Here is a 17,152-nt window from a genome sequence, read left to right on the forward strand (position 1 = left end):
CCCTATATTTCTCGATTCAATAGAATAAAAGTATAATAAACAATACCCGATGAAGTAGAAAAAATTAAATTTTCTTCTGCACCCTGTACACATATGCTAATATTTCGGCGACTGCTTTAAAAAATTCTTCTGGGATCGCATCGCCAATTTCCGCTTGATCATAAAGACCTCTTGCTAATGGCCGATTTTCTACCATTATGACATCATGTTCTTTAGCTATTAATTTTATCTTTTGTGCGATAAAATCTACGCCTTTAGCTAGTACGTATGGTGCATCCATTTTGTTCTCATCATATTTTAAGGCAATTGCATAATGGGTAGGGTTTGTAATAACAACATCTGCATTTGGCACCTCTTGCATCATTCTTCTCATTGCCATTTCCCGCTGACGCTGTCTAATTCTCGAACGAATTAACGGATCCCCTTCCATACTCTTATTTTCTTCCTTAATATCCTGCTTGGACATTCGAATACTTTTCTCAAAATCATATTTTTGATAAAGATAATCAAAAAGGGATAAAAATAATAATCCCCCAGAAGCAAATAAGCCAAGCTTCACCGTAATGGAAGCAATTAATGCAAAACTGCTCCCTATTGCGATATTCATTAATCCAAGTAAGTCATTCATATTAAACCATAGGATGGCAAAAACAATGCCCCCTATAATGGAAACCTTTAACAATGATTTTAATAGCTCGACAATTGCCCGAATAGAAAATATTCGCTTTGCACCTTTGATTGGATCTAATTTTTCGAGCTTTACCTTTAGCGACTCAGGAGTAAACATAAAACCTACCTGTAAATAATTTGCAAGAACTGCACCAACAAGTGCAGCTATCATAACTGGTGCTAGAAGCATAAGTAGTTCTTGAAATAATTCCAAGGCAATTTGAGAAATCGAATTTACCGTAACGTCCTGATGCATGTATACTTCAAAGGTTTGATGAAATATCGTGAAAAATTGGTCCAACATTTTAGGTCCAGTAAACAAAAGGACAAAGAAAACAGCCAACAAAATAAAGGCAGTTATTAAATCCTGACTTTTTGCCGTTTGACCTTTTTTCCTAACGTCCTGCCGTTTTTTCGGGGTAGCTTTCTCTGTTTTTTCACCAGCAAAAAACTGTAAATCTAATGAATAGTGAAATTGCATTGCTTTCCCCTCCTAATGCACATGAATGGAAATAAAATTATTAAGATTGCCCAAGCACTGTCATTAAATCCCTCATGGAATATAGTAAAAGCTCAAATAAATTTTTTACCGCAAAAATCATTGGTCCGATTACTATGACTAGCATCAGAAAACTTACTAAAATTTTCACTGGGAAGCCAACTACAAAAATATTCATTTGCGGTACTGTTCGAGCGACAATTCCAAGTGCCACATCAATTAAAAATAGACTCCCTACGACAGGAATCGACATCTGAAAGGCAATAGCAAACATCGCCCCAAAAGACTTGAGAATCATCTCCATTGTATTCTCATGGCCAAATGCCAGTAGTTGCTTGTCCATTGGTATAAATTGATAACTATGAAATATTCCATCAATAATGAGATGATGACCATTAACAGATAATAAAAATAAAAGCGAAAATAAATATAAATATTGCCCCATAATTGGGGATTGTGCCCCCGTTTGAGGATCAATAATATTTGCCATCGAAAATCCCATTTGAAAATCGATAAAGCCACCCGCCATTTGAATTGCAGATAAAATTATATAAGCAATCAAACCAATCGCAAGACCGGTAATTATTTCTTTAAAAAGTAATAAAAAATACGTACTGTCAATTTCTAATGGCTCCACATCAATAGTGTAGAGTATTGTTAAGGATAGGAAAAAAGCAAGACCAATCTTGAACATTGCCGGAACCGATCGATGGGAAAAAATCGGGACGACTACAAAAAAGGATACTACTCGCATAAAAATTAATAATAATGTTGGAAATTGGGTTATGAAATCCATTCCATCAACCTACAAATCTCGTTAAATTAGAAAATATATTATTAGCATATTGGATCATATGACTAATCATCCATGGTCCAAAAACAATAATCCCGATTAAAACTGCCACGATTTTTGGGATAAAAGCCAATGTTTGTTCTTGAATTTGTGTAGTAGCTTGAAAAATACTAACTATTAAACCGACTATTAATGCAATTAGTAGTAATGGACCACTTATGATTAATATCGCATAGATTCCTTGCTCTGCAAGCTGCACTACCGATTCAGAGTTCATTCATAATCACCTGTCCTAAAAACTTTGAAGTAATGACTTGACTACTAAATACCAGCCATCCACTAAAACAAATAATAAAATTTTAAATGGTAATGAAATCATTACCGGAGGAAGCATCATCATCCCCATCGACATTAACACACTTGCAATTACCATATCAATTACAAGAAATGGAATAAAGATCATAAAGCCAATCTGAAATGATGTTTTTAACTCACTAATGACAAATGCTGGTACAAGAACCGTCATTGGGATATCTTCAACGGACTCAGGAGTTTCTGCTTTTGAGTATTCTAAAAATAGCGCCAAATCCTTTTGTCTTGTATGTTTACTCATAAATTGTTTAAAAGGAATAGTTGCATTATCATATGCTTCTTCTAATTCAATTTCATTATTAAATAATGGCTGCAGTGCTGTATCATTTACTTGCTGAAAGGTTGGTGCCATAACAAAAAATGTCATAAATAAGGCAAGTCCAATAATGACCTGGTTCGGTGGAATTTGCTGTGTCGCAAGTCCGGATCGAACAAATGATAAAACAACAACAATTCTAGTAAAAGATGTAAGCAAAATTAAAATACTTGGTGCAATAGATAATACTGTTAAGAGAAGTAGTAGTTTAACAGATGTTGAGACTGTGTCCGGATCACTTGTGCTAAAGTACGAAATAAAATCATTCATTCCTCTGTAAATCCTTTCTCCAGCTCATGATTAAATACTTCTCTTCTCTGTTTTACTGCCATATCCAATTGCTGCTTAAATTGCTGCTGCAATGGGGCGGACTCTGACTCTTGTTTATCGGTTTTCTTTCTTCTCTCCAATACTTTTGACACAATATCCTTTGGCTGCAACATATGATCCATTTTTTCATTATATTGCTCGATTATATTTTTCACTTCTTCATCATCGCTAATTTCCTTTAGTAATTGTACATCTTCCCCTACACCTATAACTAAAATAGAATCGCCTACTTTAACTAGCTGAACAGAACGATTTGGACCTAAATTGGTTCCTCCTAAATTTTTTAATACTTGAGAGGATGGATAACGGTCATTTTTCTTTTGTAGCCATTTCAGTACAATATATAATAATGCGACAACAAATAATAAGGCAAAAATAGTTTTAATTACATCCCATGCTGTAATACCTACCGAACTATTAGTATCAGAAGCTTCATCAGCAGATGATTGCGAATTTTTATCGGTTTGATCCGGTTTTTCAGCGTCACCCATTGAATCAAAATAGTCTGCAACACTATCATTCATATCATCTGCCAATGCATAATCGTCTACAGGTGTAAAATAGCAAAAAATCAAAATTAGTATCGGCAGAATTAAATATAATTTTTTTTGCTGCATAATTTTAGCTGCTACCTTCTTTCAATTTATGTTTTACGAAGGAGTAACGTAAGGATGTATTATTTATATCCTAAAGTTTTATGAATTGCTTCAATAACCCTGTCTGCTTGGAATGGTTTTACGATGAAATCTTTTGCTCCTGCTTGAATAGCATCGATAACCATTGCTTGTTGTCCCATAGCAGAGCACATAATAATTTTCGCTTGTGGATCAATTTTACGAATTGCTCTTAGTGCATCAATTCCATCCATATCCGGCATCGTAATATCCATCGTCACTAAATCTGGACTTAGCTCTAAATATCTTTCTACTGCTTGTCTACCATCGGTTGCTTCTCCGATCACTTGAAAACCATTTTTCACTAATATATCTTTAATCATCATTCTCATAAAAGCAGCATCATCTACAACTAAAATTCTATTTGACATAATTTCCCCTCCATTATTATCGAATCTTATTAATACGCTCCGTTTGACTTACAATATCTGTCACCCGAACACCAAAATTTTCCTCAATTACAACTACTTCACCTTTAGCAATTAACCGATTATTAACCAGTATATCTACTGGTTCCCCAGCCAATTTATCTAATTCAATGATAGAGCCCGGTGATAACTCAAGAATATCTTTCACTAATTTCTTTGTTCTCCCTAATTCAACTGTTACTTGTAATGGAATATCAAAGAGCATTTGTAAATTTCTCGGTTCTTCCTTATTGGAGCTATTCTGCGAGAAACTGTTAAATAATACCGGCTGTACATTTTTTGTTTTCATGTCCACAGTATTATTCATAGCTATATCCGCAACATTTGGGCTATTTGTCCGCCCATTTGTAGGAGGGAATTGATTTTGTTCCTGTATAAAACTATCTCCAGAATGGAAGCTTTGTCCATTTTGACTTTGCATCGCATTTGCGTAAGCAGAAGCCGAATTGCTTTGCATTGACTCTTTTTCCGCTTGATCTGTTAAAGCACTAACTAAGCTTTTTGCAAAAGAAAACGGTAAGATTTGCATAAGCGTAGAATTAATTAATTCCCCGACAATTAAACGGAAAGATACTTTAACTAATTGTTCCTCCGAAGGGATAATGTCTTCTCCTTCTCCCTCAGGTAAATTGATAAAATCAATATTTGGCGGAGAGATTTCTACTCGCTCATTAAAGATAGTAGACATGCTTGTTGCAGCAGAGCCCATCATTTGGTTCATTGCCTCTTGAACAGCACTTAATTGTAATTCGGTAAAATCCGGACTAGGATTTAATCCATCCCCACCTAGCATTAAATCAGCAATTACACTAGCATCCGCTTGATTAATGATAAAAATATTAGAACCAATAAAACCAGTTGTATAATTAACGATTACCGCTACATATGGCTTTGTAAACTCTTTATCCAATTGACTTCTACTAATTACCGATACATTCGGTGTCGTAATTTTAACCGGCTGATTTAATAGTCCAGACAGAGCTGTTGCTGAATTGCCAAAAGAAATATTCCCGATTTCGCCTAATGTATCCTGTTCAATTGTCGATAAAACTTCTGTTCCTTGTGTGGGAGAATTTGCAATTTGTGAATTATCTTCTAAATCACTTAAGCTTGCTCCATTTAATAACGCATCGATTTCTTCTTGAGAAAGCATTCCTTTACTCATCACTATCTCCCTCCTTAATTCTGTCAAGAATTTGTACAGCCATCTTATTATTTAATTTACCTGGCTGAACAATAAATTTTGGGCTTTCCGCAATTTTTAATATCATTGGTTGATCCATTCGATTATCTAGCTCGATACAATCACCAACTGATAAATTTAAAAATTCTTCAACGGTAATTACTGAATGACCCAATTCTGCAACTATCGGGAGTCCTGTATGCTTTACATTATCCTCTAGAGCAACCACTTTTTCTGGTTCTCGCTCTTTAATTTCCGTCTGCATCCAATAACTGACAGCAAGTTTTGGCATGATTGGTTCTAATAGCATATGGGGAATACAAATATTTATCATCCCACTCGTTTCACCGATCGTAATATTTAATGAAATTACCACAACTGTTTCATTCGGAGATACCATCTGTAAAAAGTGTGGATTAACTTCAAAACTAATCATACTCGGTTCAACTTCTGTTACCGCACCCCAAGCTTCCTTTAAATGTTGGAACGCGTTTTCGAATAAATTCATCATTATTTTTGACTCAATATCAGTTAAATGATCAATTTTATTTACACTTGCACCCCTGCCACCTAATACACGATCAAGCATTGCATAACCAATATTTGGATTAATTTCAATAATCATTCGCCCGGTTAATGGCTCAACCTCATATAAATACAATATCGTCATTTTAGGTATCGATCGTATGAATTCCTCGTAAGGGATTTGATCGGCACTTGCTACACTTATTTGTACATACGTTCGCAGTTTTCCAGAAAAATAGGTGGTTAATAATCGAGCAAAATTTTCATGAATTCTCGTTAAACTACGAATTTGTTCTTTTGAGAAACGGAGTGCACGCTTAAAATCGTAAATTTTTACTTTTTGTTGTGCTTCTTCTTTTTTTATTTCCTCCGCACTTACTTCTCCAGTTGAAAGCGCAGATAATAGAGCATCTATTTCACTCTGTGATAATATTTCTCCAGATGGCATGATCAGTCACCTCCAACCTCCATTTTTTCATATATGTTTTTCTAATAGGATGGAGAACCTATGAACTACTAAAAAGAATGACTAGTATTTTATAAAGTTCATAACGAATCCTAGTGCTATCAGCATCAATTTGCTAAAGATCAATTATTGATTATTGAATGATAATAGAAGTTATATATACTTGCAAAATTTTCCCATCCTTTAAAATCGAATTAAATTGATTCTTCAGTTCTTCTTCTAATTTAAGCTTTCCATCAGTGCCAGATAAATCTTCCGCTTTCATTCCAGATAACTGCTTAATAATCATATTATTTATTTGAAACATACGTTTTTCTACTTCTACTTTTGCATCTTCACTATCAGATTGTAATTTAAAACTAATCCGAATAAAATCATCTGTTAATAGATTTGTTGTAATTTCTGGAATATCAACCGATGCTTCTAGTAATTCATCAAGTGTCGGTTCTTTTTCTTCCTGTGTTTTCGCATTAAGTATATAAATATAAACACCAGCACCGATTAAAAGGAGGACAAGTGTAGAAATAATCATAATTTGAATACGTTTATTCATTTAAATCATCCTCCTTTAGGCCAGGATTACTAATGATTTGTACATCTCTATAAAACGATTTTGTTAACTCAATTACAGCTTTTTCCTCTTCCTTTACTACATACTTTTTCCCATTGGTTAAAATTATCGTTGTATCTGGAAAAGATTCTACTGATTCAATATAAATGGCGTTAATATAAAATGTTTTTCCATTTAATTTCGTTAATTTAATCAATTTGTTCCAAGGCCAATAAACGCCTTGTTCCCCCTTATACATGCAAATGTGTAAAACAAGTGTATAGAAGATCTATGGATTGAAAATCTTTGGGGCAAACAAACTCTCCCCAAAGATTTTCATACTACTATCTCTAATATCTTATATTAATAGAAAATAGTAAACTAGTTAATATTACCTTTTTAAGTTTACTAATTCTTGTAGAATTTCATCCGAAGTGGTGATAATCTTCGTGTTTGCTTGGAAACCTCTTTGTGCAATAATCATATCAGTAAATTCCTCTGATAAATCTACATTGGACATTTCTAGCTGTTCAGTTGCAATAATTCCACGACCAACACCTGCAACATTAACATTTGCAGCTCCTGAGTTTACCGTTTCTTGGAAAAGAGTACCTCCAGCACTAGATAAACCTGCTGAATTACTAAAGGTTGCTATACCAAGTGTACCAACTTGTAAAACTTGTCCATTAGAATATACTTCATTAACTTCCCCATGTGAGCCAATATAAAAACTGTCTAAACGACCTTCTAAGTTACCATCTGTAACTACATAAGCATCAGTTGTACCAACAGTACTTTTTAAATTGTTAAGATTTAAATGGAAATTCACAACTTGTCCATCTACAATAATATCTTGGTCAAATTCAGGCGTTTCCCCTTCTTCAATTGGGTCAGCAGCATTTAATGTGATTTCGAAAACATTTTCTCCATCCTCATTTTGTGTTGTTGTTATTGTACTATTTTGATAGCTTGCAACATTTCCTTTTTCATCAAATGTTAACGACATAATAGGATCTTGGTCTGCAGTTTCCGGATTATTCGTATATACATCCCATGTATCATCGCTAGATTTTTTGAAATACATATTGATTTGGTCTGTCGTTCCTTCCTCATTCACAACCTCAAATTGTTGGGAATAAACAAAGTTTGTTCCGGCAACACTAGATAAATTCCCAGGTATGGTTATGTTTTTTGTAGGGACATATGGCATTACAGAATTCACATTAATATTAATATCCGCTAAATTTCCTTCTGTATCAAATGCTTGGACTTTATAACCCTCAGCATTTACTAGACTACCATTTCCATCAATATATAAATTACCAGCTCTTGAATAGAAGGTTTGATCGCCATTTTTTAAAATAAAGTAGCCATCTCCATTAATAGCTAAGTCAAGTGCTCTACCTGTAGTTTGTACACTTGATTCCGAATTAATGATATCAATCGCTGCAATATTTGCTCCTAATCCTACTTGCTTTGCATTTAATCCGCCTAAATCACCTTCTGAAGCAACAGCGTTCGAGATTGTTTGATTCATTGCATCTTGAAAAGTCACACGGCTTTTTTTGAAACCTGCCGTATTTACGTTCGCAATATTATTACCAATTACATCTAGTTTTGTTTGGAAATTCTTCATCCCACTAATTCCTGAATACATTGATCTTAACATCGTTTTCCTTCCTTTCGTTTAGGACTGCATCTGTCAGTCAGCAGTCAATAGCTCCCCTGTAAGGTCCAGCTAATTAATCCATAATAATGGTGCCATTAATATTAGTAAATATTTGTGATGCTGCCTCTTTCCGATTCATTGCAGTTATAACGGTTTGGTTTTTTGCACTAACGATTAATGCCGCATCATTGACTAAAACAAGTGATTCATTGACACCCATCTTTTTAGCCTCGGAAACCCTTTCACTGATTTCCTTCCATTCAGTCGAACTAATTTCAATATTTCGGTCATCTAATCGTGATTTGGCGTGCTTGCTAATCGTTAAACAAGAATCTGTTAATGCATCCTGTAAATGAGTAGCAAAAGAGGCTGTTTCTACGTTTTTATCCTGCCGATTCATAGCCCTATTTGTTTTTTGAATTCCAATCGGAGGAATATATGATTTATGAATATTCACAAAACCATTCCTTTATAAAATTAGCCTTTTCATATTTTTTTCTATTTACAAGTACTTCTTTGAAATACAACCTTATGCTTCTATAGATTCCACACGGACAATTTGCTCTGCTGTTAATTTTGTATTGTTCGAATCGTTTAATTGATACGTAATTTGACCATTTTTTTGAATAACAGATGTCACGATAGCCGTTTCCATTATTCCTTCCGTATTTTCCCAACTCACACTTTTGCCTATTAAATTGCTAGCTTGAACGATTGATGAATCATTTGTTTCTTCATTGAGGAAAGAAATATTTTCTGGCTTTAATTCTGTTCCATCTTCTAAATAAAACAATGGTCCTGATTCGCCAAATTTAATGGAAACAATCTTCCCTGTTCCTTCTTTAACAAGAATATCTTCATCACCACTATTTTCCATTTGATGCCATGTTACTTCTTTTCCGACAAACTGATTATATGCTACAAGCTGATTTTCTTTTTGTAATGATACAACCGAATCAAGCGAATCCTTTATTCCCATCATTTGTTCTAATGAGGTAAAGGTAGCCATTTGAGAAATAAATTGGGTATCTTCCATCGGGTTCAATGGGTCCTGATATTGCAATTGAGTAATTAACAATTTTAAAAATGCATCCTGTCCTAATGTATTGGACGATTCGGTTTTCGACTTATTTTGCAAAGACGATATAAATAAATTAGAATCAATGGTGTTAGTCAAAGTTATCACCTAAATTTCATAGTTTACTAATGCTTCTTGAAAAGATATTGCAAGCGGATCTTGTTCTTGTTGCTGATTATCTTCTTCCTGTGCATCCCGATATTGTTGTTCATCCTGTTGATGTTGTTGATTTCGGTTGTCATTCGATGTAGTAGGATTCTCTAAATCAATTCGGACAACATTAATATTTTGATTAACAAATGCTTGTTTTAAAGCTTGAACTTGCGATTCCATTAATTCCTTTGCATGATGTGAGGAAGTAATAATTTTCGCAACGATTTCATTTTGTTGTTGTACTAATTCGATTTTCAGTTGTCCTAAATTTTCCGGATTTAAATTAATTGTTAGCTTCTGGACATTACCTGTATTGGTAAAGTTACCTTTTGCTAGTACTGCTTCAAAATCTTTAACGAATCGTTCAAATGTCAAAGGCTTTCCGGAATCATCCAATAGCTTCAAAGTATCTAGATTATTTATTGGATTTAGTATGACATTTTCTTGGTTCTCTATATTTGCAGTATCCATTTGTACTGGATCATCCATCGATTCTGCAATAACTCCACTTATTTGTTCTTTTATCGGTGAAACTACATTACTTTGCTTCTCCGTCAGCTGGCTTAATTGTTCATTAGCCGCTCGAATCGGTAGCATTATCTTTTGAAATTGAAAAGGAAATAACGGCTTTGCTATCCCCTCTGACTCTGTCAAATTCACAAATGTTGTATGTAAGTTAGATGTCATTTGCAAATTGGAACGAAGCACTTTAAGTGTATTGATTGCACCTGACAATTGGTCATTATCCTTCAGAATATCCGTACTCCATTTACCATTACGTATATTACTTAAGGTAGGAATGGTTGTAATATTACTCCCTGATGGGATTTTTAACAGCTGATTGAGTTCATTTACAATGTCTTGCAGTTGATTAAATAAAAGTTGCACATTATGTGTACTTTCATTAACAAGTTGAGTCGGGTTTGTCGATGAAATATGTTTACTAGCAGCTTGCAGTTGTTCAAGAATTGCAATCAATTGATCGACCTCTGAAATAAGTAAATCATCACTTTCTAGTTGGATTATATTTCTGTCTTGTTTTCCTGCGGATGCTAATTGTCCGATATTCGTTTTGTTCGTTAATAGTTCCGATTTAGGAACTTGCTCCAATGCCTCTACGTCCATTTGCATGAAGGAATCACTATTATTCATTGTCGCTAATGGATTGGCAATAAACGGTTGTTTTTCTTTACTAAGCGAATCATAAGGAATATTGGACACCAATGGAATAGATTCTTGCATCTCTAAAGCACTATTTTCAAATGCTAGCTCTGTTACGTCATTAATAGTGTCTTCAAGCTGATTCGGATTTTTAAGATTACCGTCTAATAGTGGAGCCCCTTCAATGCTGGACAACTTTTCTTTCATTTTAGTTTTAATCTTATTAAAGATTGTTAGTAGCTCTTCACTAGTCACTGTACGGGAGAGCGTTGCTTGCTCTGAATCACCAATTTCATTTTCCGATTCATTAGTAGCAGCTATTTGTTTGAAATTACTTTCTTTCTTACTTTCATTTGGTGGAAACAGCTGATTTTGTTGTATCGATGAAGAGGATCCAGTTGCTAACGTATTTTCACCATTATTAGAAAGAAACAAAAATAATTGTTTGAATTTCTCATCTACTTCTTTTTCATATTCTACAGAAGGTTGATTGACATTTCCTACTGTTGAAAAATTTAATAGGGACGATATATTCACTTTTTCACCTCCTTTCAAGTGCTATTTTGCTAATTTTGCAGTAAATACTGCCGCCTTATTTACCGGCATATTCTCTAATATTTCAACAAGCGTTGCTTCTTTTAAATTGCTTAAAATTTTTACTGCAGTTTCTTGATCAATTTCTATTAAAATTTCTGCTGCTCTATCTGGTGTCATCATTTCATATGTTTTCAATAATGCATCATTTATCGCGTTGGAGTCTTTTATTTGCTGTAGTTCCTCTGTTAATTTTTTATTATCCTGCAAGGCTGCTTGAAGTTCTTTGTCCTTTGCCTCTAATTCCGCTGTCTTCTTTTTTTCATTCGCCTTTGAATCTTCCAATTTTGCCTTCGTTTCTTTTAGCTCTTTTTCTAACTTTGCTTCAGGTGATTTTTCTTCTTCCTTAGAATAGAAGCTTGCGACAATTGGTAGCTTTTTAGCATGTTCGACGACATTGTAACCAGAAATTTCCAAGACCAATAAGAAAAGTGTGATTCCTATCATAAGCGGGATAATTCCAGCAAATAATATCCACTGAAAAATACCTAGTTTATTTTCAACCGTCTCTTTCGCTTCGTTGTCCATCGTGACATCTAGTTCCTCCTTGCCACTGATTGCATTGCCAATTCATCCATCACTTTACCTTCTTCTTGGTTTTCCAATTGAAGATATTTTTCATAATCTTTTATCTTCAGCTTCTCCAGCTTCTTCACTTCAATATTTCTTTCTTGTAGTCGTTGTTCCTCATATAACATGTTTTGTCTCGCGCGACTAACCATTTGTTGATAATAATGGATTTCTTTCTGCAGGTTGATTAAATAATTTTGTTGAATTCTCAGCTCTTGAATCGATAATCCAGCTACTATTTTATTTTGTTGATCCAGCTCTAGTTCTTCTTTCTTTTTTAATAACTGGTAGAGCTTTTCCCCTACTTCTTCGAATTTACGAACAGCTGCTTCATAAGTAAAAACAGCTTCTTCTTTTTCGCGTTCTCGTAAAGCTAAAATTTTGTCGAATTTATATGTGAACTTCAAGATTACTCACCTGCGATTAGTTGTAATAGTGATTGTACACTATTTTCCATTGTGATTTTTTCATTTGTCCTTTGTTTTAAAAAGGAAATAATTTTTGGATAAAATTGGATTGCGTTATCAATTTCCTTTGATGATCCGCGTTTATATGCACCAATATTTATTAAATCCTCTGATTGTAAATACGTATTTAATAATTCCCTTAAATGCTCTGCAGCTTGTTGATGCTGATCGTTTGTTAAAGCATTCATTACCCTGCTTATACTTTTTAGTATATTAATGGCTGGATATTGACCTTTATTTGCAAGCTGACGATCCAATACGATATGACCATCTAATATTCCCCGTACCGTATCAGCTATCGGCTCATTGAAATCATCACCGTCAACCAATACCGTATAAATGGCTGTGATCGAGCCTAGCTCATTTGTCCCGGTTCTTTCTAGCAGCTTTGGTAGCATCGAGAAAACGGACGGTGTGTATCCTTTTGTTGCAGGAGGCTCTCCAACAGCCAACCCAACCTCCCGTTGGGCCATTGCAAACCGTGTTACAGAGTCCATCATCAATAAGCAATTTAGACCCTTATTACGGAAATATTCTGCAATAGCTGTTGCTGTATAGGCACCTTTTATTCTCATTAATGCGGGTTGATCACTAGTTGCTACCACTACGATGGAGCGAGCCAAACCTTCCTCCCCTAAATCCCGTTCAATAAATTCTCGAACTTCTCGGCCACGCTCACCAATAAGTGCAATAACATTTAAATCTGCCTCTGTGTTTCTTGCAATCATTCCGAGCAAAGTACTTTTACCGACACCACTACCAGCAAAAATCCCAATACGCTGACCTTTACCTATTGTTAGTAAACTATCAATAGAACGAACACCTACTTCAAGTGGCTCAGAAATAGGTGGACGATTCAATGGATTGGGTGGTTCATTTTCGGTCGACCATGTCCCTAAATGATTGGGTAAGGCGGAACCATCCAATGGTCTTCCAAGAGAATCAAGTACTTTCCCAATAAGAGCAGATCCAACTTTGATTTGTAAGGAATTACGTGTGCTCTCTACTAACCATCCTGGCGCAATATCATTAACAGTTGTATATGGCATAATAATGATAATATCTTCACGAAAGCCTACAACTTCCCCGATAATTGGATTTTTATTTGCATTTTTTTTCGGATAAATATAACAAATATCTCCAATCGAACTTGCTGGCCCCAATGATTCTATTAAAATACCAACTACTTGTTTCACACGTCCAAGGCGCTTATATGTGTCTATCTCTTTTATTTCCTTTAGCAAATCAATAGCCTTCATGTATGATCACCTAAAATAAGTTCGAATAATTTCGTTTTTAGCTCTTGAAATTGGCTATCAACACTAGCATCGATTCTTCCTCCACCAGATTCAATAATACAGCTAGTTTCCGTTAGCTCCTCATCTGGATAGATATAAATCTGTTTGTCCTGAAAGTACGGTGCAAATAATTCTTCCTGTTGATTAACAAGTAATGTATAAAAATTTGGATGAATAAAGATTTGAATCTCTTTATATTCAATTGCTTCTTTAATGGCTTTTTTAACTATTGGCAAAAATGCCTCCTTGTTCTCTGCAATTGTCTGATTCACCACTTTTTCAGCTACTTTTAAGGCAATCGATAATATCGTTTGTTCCGATTTCTCTAAATATACATTGTATTCTTGTTTTGCTTTTTGAACAATTTGGTTCGCAAATTGTATTTTCTCACTAGTTTCGAGATATCCTTTTTCCTTCCCCTTTTGGAAGCCCTCATGATAGCCTTCCTTTGTAGCTTGCTCATACCAAAGCTTTTTTTGCTCTTCTAAACTATCTAACTCATTCTTTATATTGTTCCGAATTGCTTCACTTTCTTGTACAGCTTTATCGATAATTGCTTTCGCTTCTTCCTCAGCCTGTATTAAATGCTGGTCATAAACAACAGTATCTAGATTATCCTCTTTTTCCTTTTTTATCGGCTGATAAATATTAATTAATATTTTCTCTGCAGCTTCTCCAGTGAAATCTCGTTTTATTACTTTAGACAATGAGGTCATCTCCTCCGCCTCGAGCAATAACAATTTCTCCGGCATCTTCTAAACGACGAATAATAGAAACAATTTTCGTTTGGGCTTCTTCTACATCTCGAAGACGTACAGGTCCCATAACTTCCATTTCTTCTTTAATCGTTTCTCTCATTCGGGAAGACATATTATTTAAAATAATATTTTTCACTTCTTCACTTGCTGCCTTCATTGCTAAAATGAGATCCTCATTATCACAATCACGAATCACAATTTGAATTGCTCGATTATCCAATGTAACAATATCTTCGAAGACAAACATCCGTTTTTTGATTTCCTCTGCCAGTTCAGGATCTTGAATAGCTAATGATTCGAGGATGGAACGCTCAGTTGAGCGATCAACGCCATTCAATACTTCTACAATCGATTCTACACCGCCAGTTTGTGTGTAATCATGAACAAAAGTTGATGAAAGCTTCTGCTCTAATATTTGCTCAACCTCTGAAATGATTTCTGGAGCTGTACTATCCATTTGTGCAATTCTCCTGGCAACATCTGCTTGCATTTCTTGTGGTAAATTCGATAAAATCTGTGCTGCTTGTGCTGCATCTAAGTATGATAGTATTAATGCAATAGTTTGCGGATGTTCGTTTTGAATAAAGTTTAATATTTGATTTGGATCCGCTTTTCTAGCAAAGTCAAATGGCCTTACTTGAAGTGATGACGTCAAGCGATTAAAAATATTTGCTGCTTCATTTGGCCCTAAAGCTTTATCCAAAATCATCTTGGCATAATTTATACCACCTTGTGAAATGTAATCTTTTGCCATTGCAAGGTTATGAAACTCCTGTAATACTTCATCTTTCTGGACAGAGTCAACATTTTTAATGGTAGTAATTGCCAATGTCAATCTTTCAATTTCTTCCTCACTTAGATGCTTATATACGGAGGCAGATGCATCTGGACCAAGAGAAATTAGGAGGATAGCTGCTTTTTGTTTACCTGTTAATTCTTTTTTTACTAAAGACATACGTAGCCTCCTATTCTTGTGATAACCATGTGCGAATTAATTTTGCAAATTCTTCTGGCTGTTCTTTCGCCATTCTCTCAACTTGCTTCTTACGAATAGATTCTTCTGTCTCCTGTTCATCATTTAAATCAGGCACTGAAACCTCTTCAATTTTTTCATCTACTACGATTTCTTCCAATTCACGATTATTTTTCTTCCGCTTAAATAGTAATGCAAGAAGAATGAAAATAAGTACTACTAGTCCTCCACCTACAAAATACACCCAAAGCGGTATTCCATTTTCCATAATTGTTGATGGATTTGTTGTTTGTACTTTTCCAAGTAATGGCTGGAAGGTAACTGCAATTTTATTATTTATTTCCTCATCAGTTAAAGCTTCGGCATTTTCATCCTTATCAATAGACGTACGAATAATCGTATTTAATATTTGTTGGATGCCTTCTTCAATTTCCGGTGAAACTGAATTAGGGTTTTCTGGATCTGGTGGTTCAGCAACAACTTGTATTCCGATATCGCGAATTTTATATGGACTTTCGACAATTTCCTTACGAATGCGATTTACTTCGTTATTAATTGTTTCTTCCGTTTTATTATAATTGCCATTTCCATCAGTTCCTTCGACATAGGATGTTCCAAGTGAATCATTTCCATCCTCTGCCTCTGGAACTCCTCCTGCTGCATCTGTCCCGGTATAGGATTCTGTCAGCCTTTGCGCACTAATCGTAAGACCTTCCATATTTTCTTCATCTACTGGTTCCACTAAATTTTCTTCTCTTGTTTCTTGAGTAAAATCAATATCTGCTGTTACGGAAACTAGTACTTTATCTTGTCCCATTAATGTTCCAAGCATATTTTGTACTTGACGCTGGAGATCCTTCTCTACTTCTTTCTTTATCGCATATTGACTTTCAAATTGAGACCCACTGGAAAAATTTTCACCATTTTCTAAATCAAAGTACTCAAAATTTTGATTCATGATGACGATATTATCAGTAGGGAGATTTGGAATTGATTTTGAAACTAACGTATATAAAGACTTAATTTGTCCTTCATTGAATTGATAAGCTGGTTCGGTAGTCAATACAATTGATGCAGTAGCTTCCTCCGTAGAGTCTTGTACAAATATCCCCTTTTCTGGAAGGTTAATCATCACATTTGCATCTTGAATACCATCAATACTCTTTATTAAATTGCTAAGCTCTGTTTGCATAGCATCCAATTTCATGACATTAAATTCATTATCGGTAGTACCTAATCCAGCATTTTGGCTAAAAAATGAATAATCAATACTTCCCGATTCTGGAATACCTTCTGCTGCAAGCTCGACTAATAATGTATCGACCATCTCTTTTGGAACTTTTATCGTTGTTCCTCCGTCGACTATTTCTGATTTAACCCCACGAGTGTCTAACGCTTCCTTTATACTTCCTGTTTCTGAAGGTGTTAGATTACTATAAAGAGGAACCATCGTCGATCTTGTTGTTAAAAATACTAACACTATAAGGAAAACGATAAAAAAAAGTATGGAGCCAATTAATAATCCCTTTTGGCGCCTATTTTTCTCTCTCCAAGATGTATTTATTTTCTGTAATAATTGCTGAACTTTCATTTCTATCGCTCCGAACAGTATTAATTAAAATGAAA

General features: G+C 34.8%; 20 protein-coding genes. All 20 read right to left on the reverse strand.

Translation table 11 applies throughout. The annotated features are described in order from the left end of the window. Positions 1-64 precede the first annotated feature (64 nt). The 20 genes from flhB to fliF all read right to left on the reverse strand — a co-directional run bounded on the left by flhB (position 65) and on the right by fliF (position 17,123). A complete protein-coding gene (gene flhB, locus OEV98_RS00765) occupies positions 65-1,150 on the reverse strand; it encodes a flagellar biosynthesis protein FlhB (protein WP_263071222.1) in 1,086 nt (361 codons plus the stop codon). 40 nt (positions 1,151-1,190) lie between these two features. Further along, a complete protein-coding gene (gene fliR / locus OEV98_RS00770; protein ID WP_263071223.1) occupies positions 1,191-1,964 on the reverse strand; it encodes a flagellar biosynthetic protein FliR in 774 nt (257 codons plus the stop codon). Positions 1,965-1,968: 4 nt separating this feature from the next. Beyond that, complete coding sequence (gene fliQ, locus OEV98_RS00775; RefSeq protein ID WP_263071224.1) at positions 1,969-2,238, reverse strand: flagellar biosynthesis protein FliQ; 270 nt, start codon at positions 2,236-2,238, stop codon at positions 1,969-1,971. A 15-nt stretch (positions 2,239-2,253) separates the two neighbouring features. Next, positions 2,254-2,919 carry a flagellar type III secretion system pore protein FliP gene (gene fliP, locus OEV98_RS00780; protein WP_263071225.1) on the reverse strand — a complete coding sequence of 222 codons (666 nt, stop codon included), beginning with the start codon at positions 2,917-2,919 and terminating at the stop codon, positions 2,254-2,256. After that, entirely contained in the window at positions 2,916-3,596 is a 681-nt protein-coding gene (locus OEV98_RS00785; protein ID WP_263071226.1) for a flagellar biosynthetic protein FliO, read from the reverse strand. The genes fliP and OEV98_RS00785 overlap by 4 nt, the downstream gene beginning before the upstream one ends. A 59-nt stretch (positions 3,597-3,655) precedes the next feature. Beyond that, complete coding sequence (locus OEV98_RS00790) at positions 3,656-4,024, reverse strand: response regulator (RefSeq protein WP_263071227.1); 369 nt, start codon at positions 4,022-4,024, stop codon at positions 3,656-3,658. Between the two features lie 16 nt (positions 4,025-4,040). Beyond that, positions 4,041-5,246, reverse strand: a complete 1,206-nt coding sequence (gene fliY / locus OEV98_RS00795; RefSeq protein WP_263071228.1) for a flagellar motor switch phosphatase FliY — start codon at positions 5,244-5,246, stop codon at positions 4,041-4,043. Beyond that, positions 5,239-6,237 carry a flagellar motor switch protein FliM gene (fliM, locus tag OEV98_RS00800; RefSeq protein ID WP_263071229.1) on the reverse strand — a complete coding sequence of 333 codons (999 nt, stop codon included), beginning with the start codon at positions 6,235-6,237 and terminating at the stop codon, positions 5,239-5,241. Before fliM ends, fliY begins: the two co-directional genes overlap by 8 nt. 151 nt (positions 6,238-6,388) lie before the next feature. Continuing rightward, positions 6,389-6,808 (reverse strand): flagellar basal body-associated protein FliL, encoded by a 420-nt coding sequence (gene fliL, locus OEV98_RS00805; RefSeq protein WP_263071230.1) that lies wholly within the window; start codon positions 6,806-6,808, stop codon positions 6,389-6,391. Continuing rightward, positions 6,801-7,022, reverse strand: a complete 222-nt coding sequence (locus OEV98_RS00810; RefSeq protein ID WP_263071231.1) for a flagellar FlbD family protein — start codon at positions 7,020-7,022, stop codon at positions 6,801-6,803. The genes fliL and OEV98_RS00810 overlap by 8 nt, the downstream gene beginning before the upstream one ends. 174 nt (positions 7,023-7,196) lie before the next feature. Further along, the gene (locus tag OEV98_RS00815; RefSeq protein WP_263071232.1) at positions 7,197-8,474 is read right to left on the reverse strand and encodes a flagellar hook protein FlgE; all 1,278 of its coding nucleotides are present in this window, start codon (positions 8,472-8,474) and stop codon (positions 7,197-7,199) included. A 73-nt stretch (positions 8,475-8,547) separates the two neighbouring features. After that, entirely contained in the window at positions 8,548-8,874 is a 327-nt protein-coding gene (locus OEV98_RS00820) for a TIGR02530 family flagellar biosynthesis protein (protein ID WP_407676480.1), read from the reverse strand. Positions 8,875-9,003: 129 nt separating this feature from the next. After that, positions 9,004-9,651, reverse strand: a complete 648-nt coding sequence (gene flgD / locus OEV98_RS00825) for a flagellar hook assembly protein FlgD (RefSeq protein ID WP_263071233.1) — start codon at positions 9,649-9,651, stop codon at positions 9,004-9,006. Between the two features lie 9 nt (positions 9,652-9,660). Continuing rightward, on the reverse strand, positions 9,661-11,403 hold the full coding sequence (locus tag OEV98_RS00830) for a flagellar hook-length control protein FliK (RefSeq protein WP_263071234.1): 1,743 nt from the start codon (positions 11,401-11,403) through the stop codon (positions 9,661-9,663). A gap of 21 nt (positions 11,404-11,424) precedes the next feature. Then, entirely contained in the window at positions 11,425-11,988 is a 564-nt protein-coding gene (locus tag OEV98_RS00835; protein WP_263071235.1) for a MotE family protein, read from the reverse strand. An 8-nt stretch (positions 11,989-11,996) separates the two neighbouring features. After that, positions 11,997-12,437 carry a flagellar export protein FliJ gene (fliJ, locus tag OEV98_RS00840; protein WP_263071236.1) on the reverse strand — a complete coding sequence of 147 codons (441 nt, stop codon included), beginning with the start codon at positions 12,435-12,437 and terminating at the stop codon, positions 11,997-11,999. Between the two features lie 2 nt (positions 12,438-12,439). After that, the gene (fliI, locus tag OEV98_RS00845; RefSeq protein ID WP_263071237.1) at positions 12,440-13,756 is read right to left on the reverse strand and encodes a flagellar protein export ATPase FliI; all 1,317 of its coding nucleotides are present in this window, start codon (positions 13,754-13,756) and stop codon (positions 12,440-12,442) included. Beyond that, positions 13,753-14,502 carry a flagellar assembly protein FliH gene (gene fliH, locus OEV98_RS00850; protein ID WP_263071238.1) on the reverse strand — a complete coding sequence of 250 codons (750 nt, stop codon included), beginning with the start codon at positions 14,500-14,502 and terminating at the stop codon, positions 13,753-13,755. The genes fliI and fliH overlap by 4 nt, the downstream gene beginning before the upstream one ends. Further along, positions 14,495-15,508 carry a flagellar motor switch protein FliG gene (gene fliG, locus OEV98_RS00855; protein ID WP_263071239.1) on the reverse strand — a complete coding sequence of 338 codons (1,014 nt, stop codon included), beginning with the start codon at positions 15,506-15,508 and terminating at the stop codon, positions 14,495-14,497. Before fliG ends, fliH begins: the two co-directional genes overlap by 8 nt. 10 nt (positions 15,509-15,518) lie before the next feature. Then, a complete protein-coding gene (gene fliF, locus OEV98_RS00860; RefSeq protein ID WP_407676481.1) occupies positions 15,519-17,123 on the reverse strand; it encodes a flagellar basal-body MS-ring/collar protein FliF in 1,605 nt (534 codons plus the stop codon). Positions 17,124-17,152: the final 29 nt, after the last annotated feature.

This window comes from Perspicuibacillus lycopersici (genome assembly GCF_025660475.1).
Taxonomy (GTDB): Bacteria; Bacillota; Bacilli; order Bacillales; family Caldibacillaceae; genus Perspicuibacillus; species Perspicuibacillus lycopersici.

Bases quoted from the DNA above. Each gene is read 5' to 3' on its own strand.
- flhB (WP_263071222.1), bottom strand. From the start codon at position 1,150: ATGCAATTTCACTATTCATTAGATTTACAGTTTTTTGCTGGTGAAAAA.
- fliR (WP_263071223.1), bottom strand. From the start codon at position 1,964: ATGGATTTCATAACCCAATTTCCAACATTATTATTAATTTTTATGCGA.
- fliQ (WP_263071224.1), bottom strand. From the start codon at position 2,238: ATGAACTCTGAATCGGTAGTGCAGCTTGCAGAGCAAGGAATCTATGCG.
- fliP (WP_263071225.1), bottom strand. From the start codon at position 2,919: ATGAATGATTTTATTTCGTACTTTAGCACAAGTGATCCGGACACAGTC.
- OEV98_RS00785 (WP_263071226.1), bottom strand. From the start codon at position 3,596: ATGCAGCAAAAAAAATTATATTTAATTCTGCCGATACTAATTTTGATT.
- OEV98_RS00790 (WP_263071227.1), bottom strand. From the start codon at position 4,024: ATGTCAAATAGAATTTTAGTTGTAGATGATGCTGCTTTTATGAGAATG.
- fliY (WP_263071228.1), bottom strand. From the start codon at position 5,246: ATGAGTAAAGGAATGCTTTCTCAAGAAGAAATCGATGCGTTATTAAAT.
- fliM (WP_263071229.1), bottom strand. From the start codon at position 6,237: ATGCCATCTGGAGAAATATTATCACAGAGTGAAATAGATGCTCTATTA.
- fliL (WP_263071230.1), bottom strand. From the start codon at position 6,808: ATGAATAAACGTATTCAAATTATGATTATTTCTACACTTGTCCTCCTT.
- OEV98_RS00815 (WP_263071232.1), bottom strand. From the start codon at position 8,474: ATGTTAAGATCAATGTATTCAGGAATTAGTGGGATGAAGAATTTCCAA.
- OEV98_RS00820 (WP_407676480.1), bottom strand. From the start codon at position 8,874: ATGAATCGGCAGGATAAAAACGTAGAAACAGCCTCTTTTGCTACTCAT.
- OEV98_RS00835 (WP_263071235.1), bottom strand. From the start codon at position 11,988: ATGGACAACGAAGCGAAAGAGACGGTTGAAAATAAACTAGGTATTTTT.
- fliI (WP_263071237.1), bottom strand. From the start codon at position 13,756: ATGAAGGCTATTGATTTGCTAAAGGAAATAAAAGAGATAGACACATAT.
- fliG (WP_263071239.1), bottom strand. From the start codon at position 15,508: ATGTCTTTAGTAAAAAAAGAATTAACAGGTAAACAAAAAGCAGCTATC.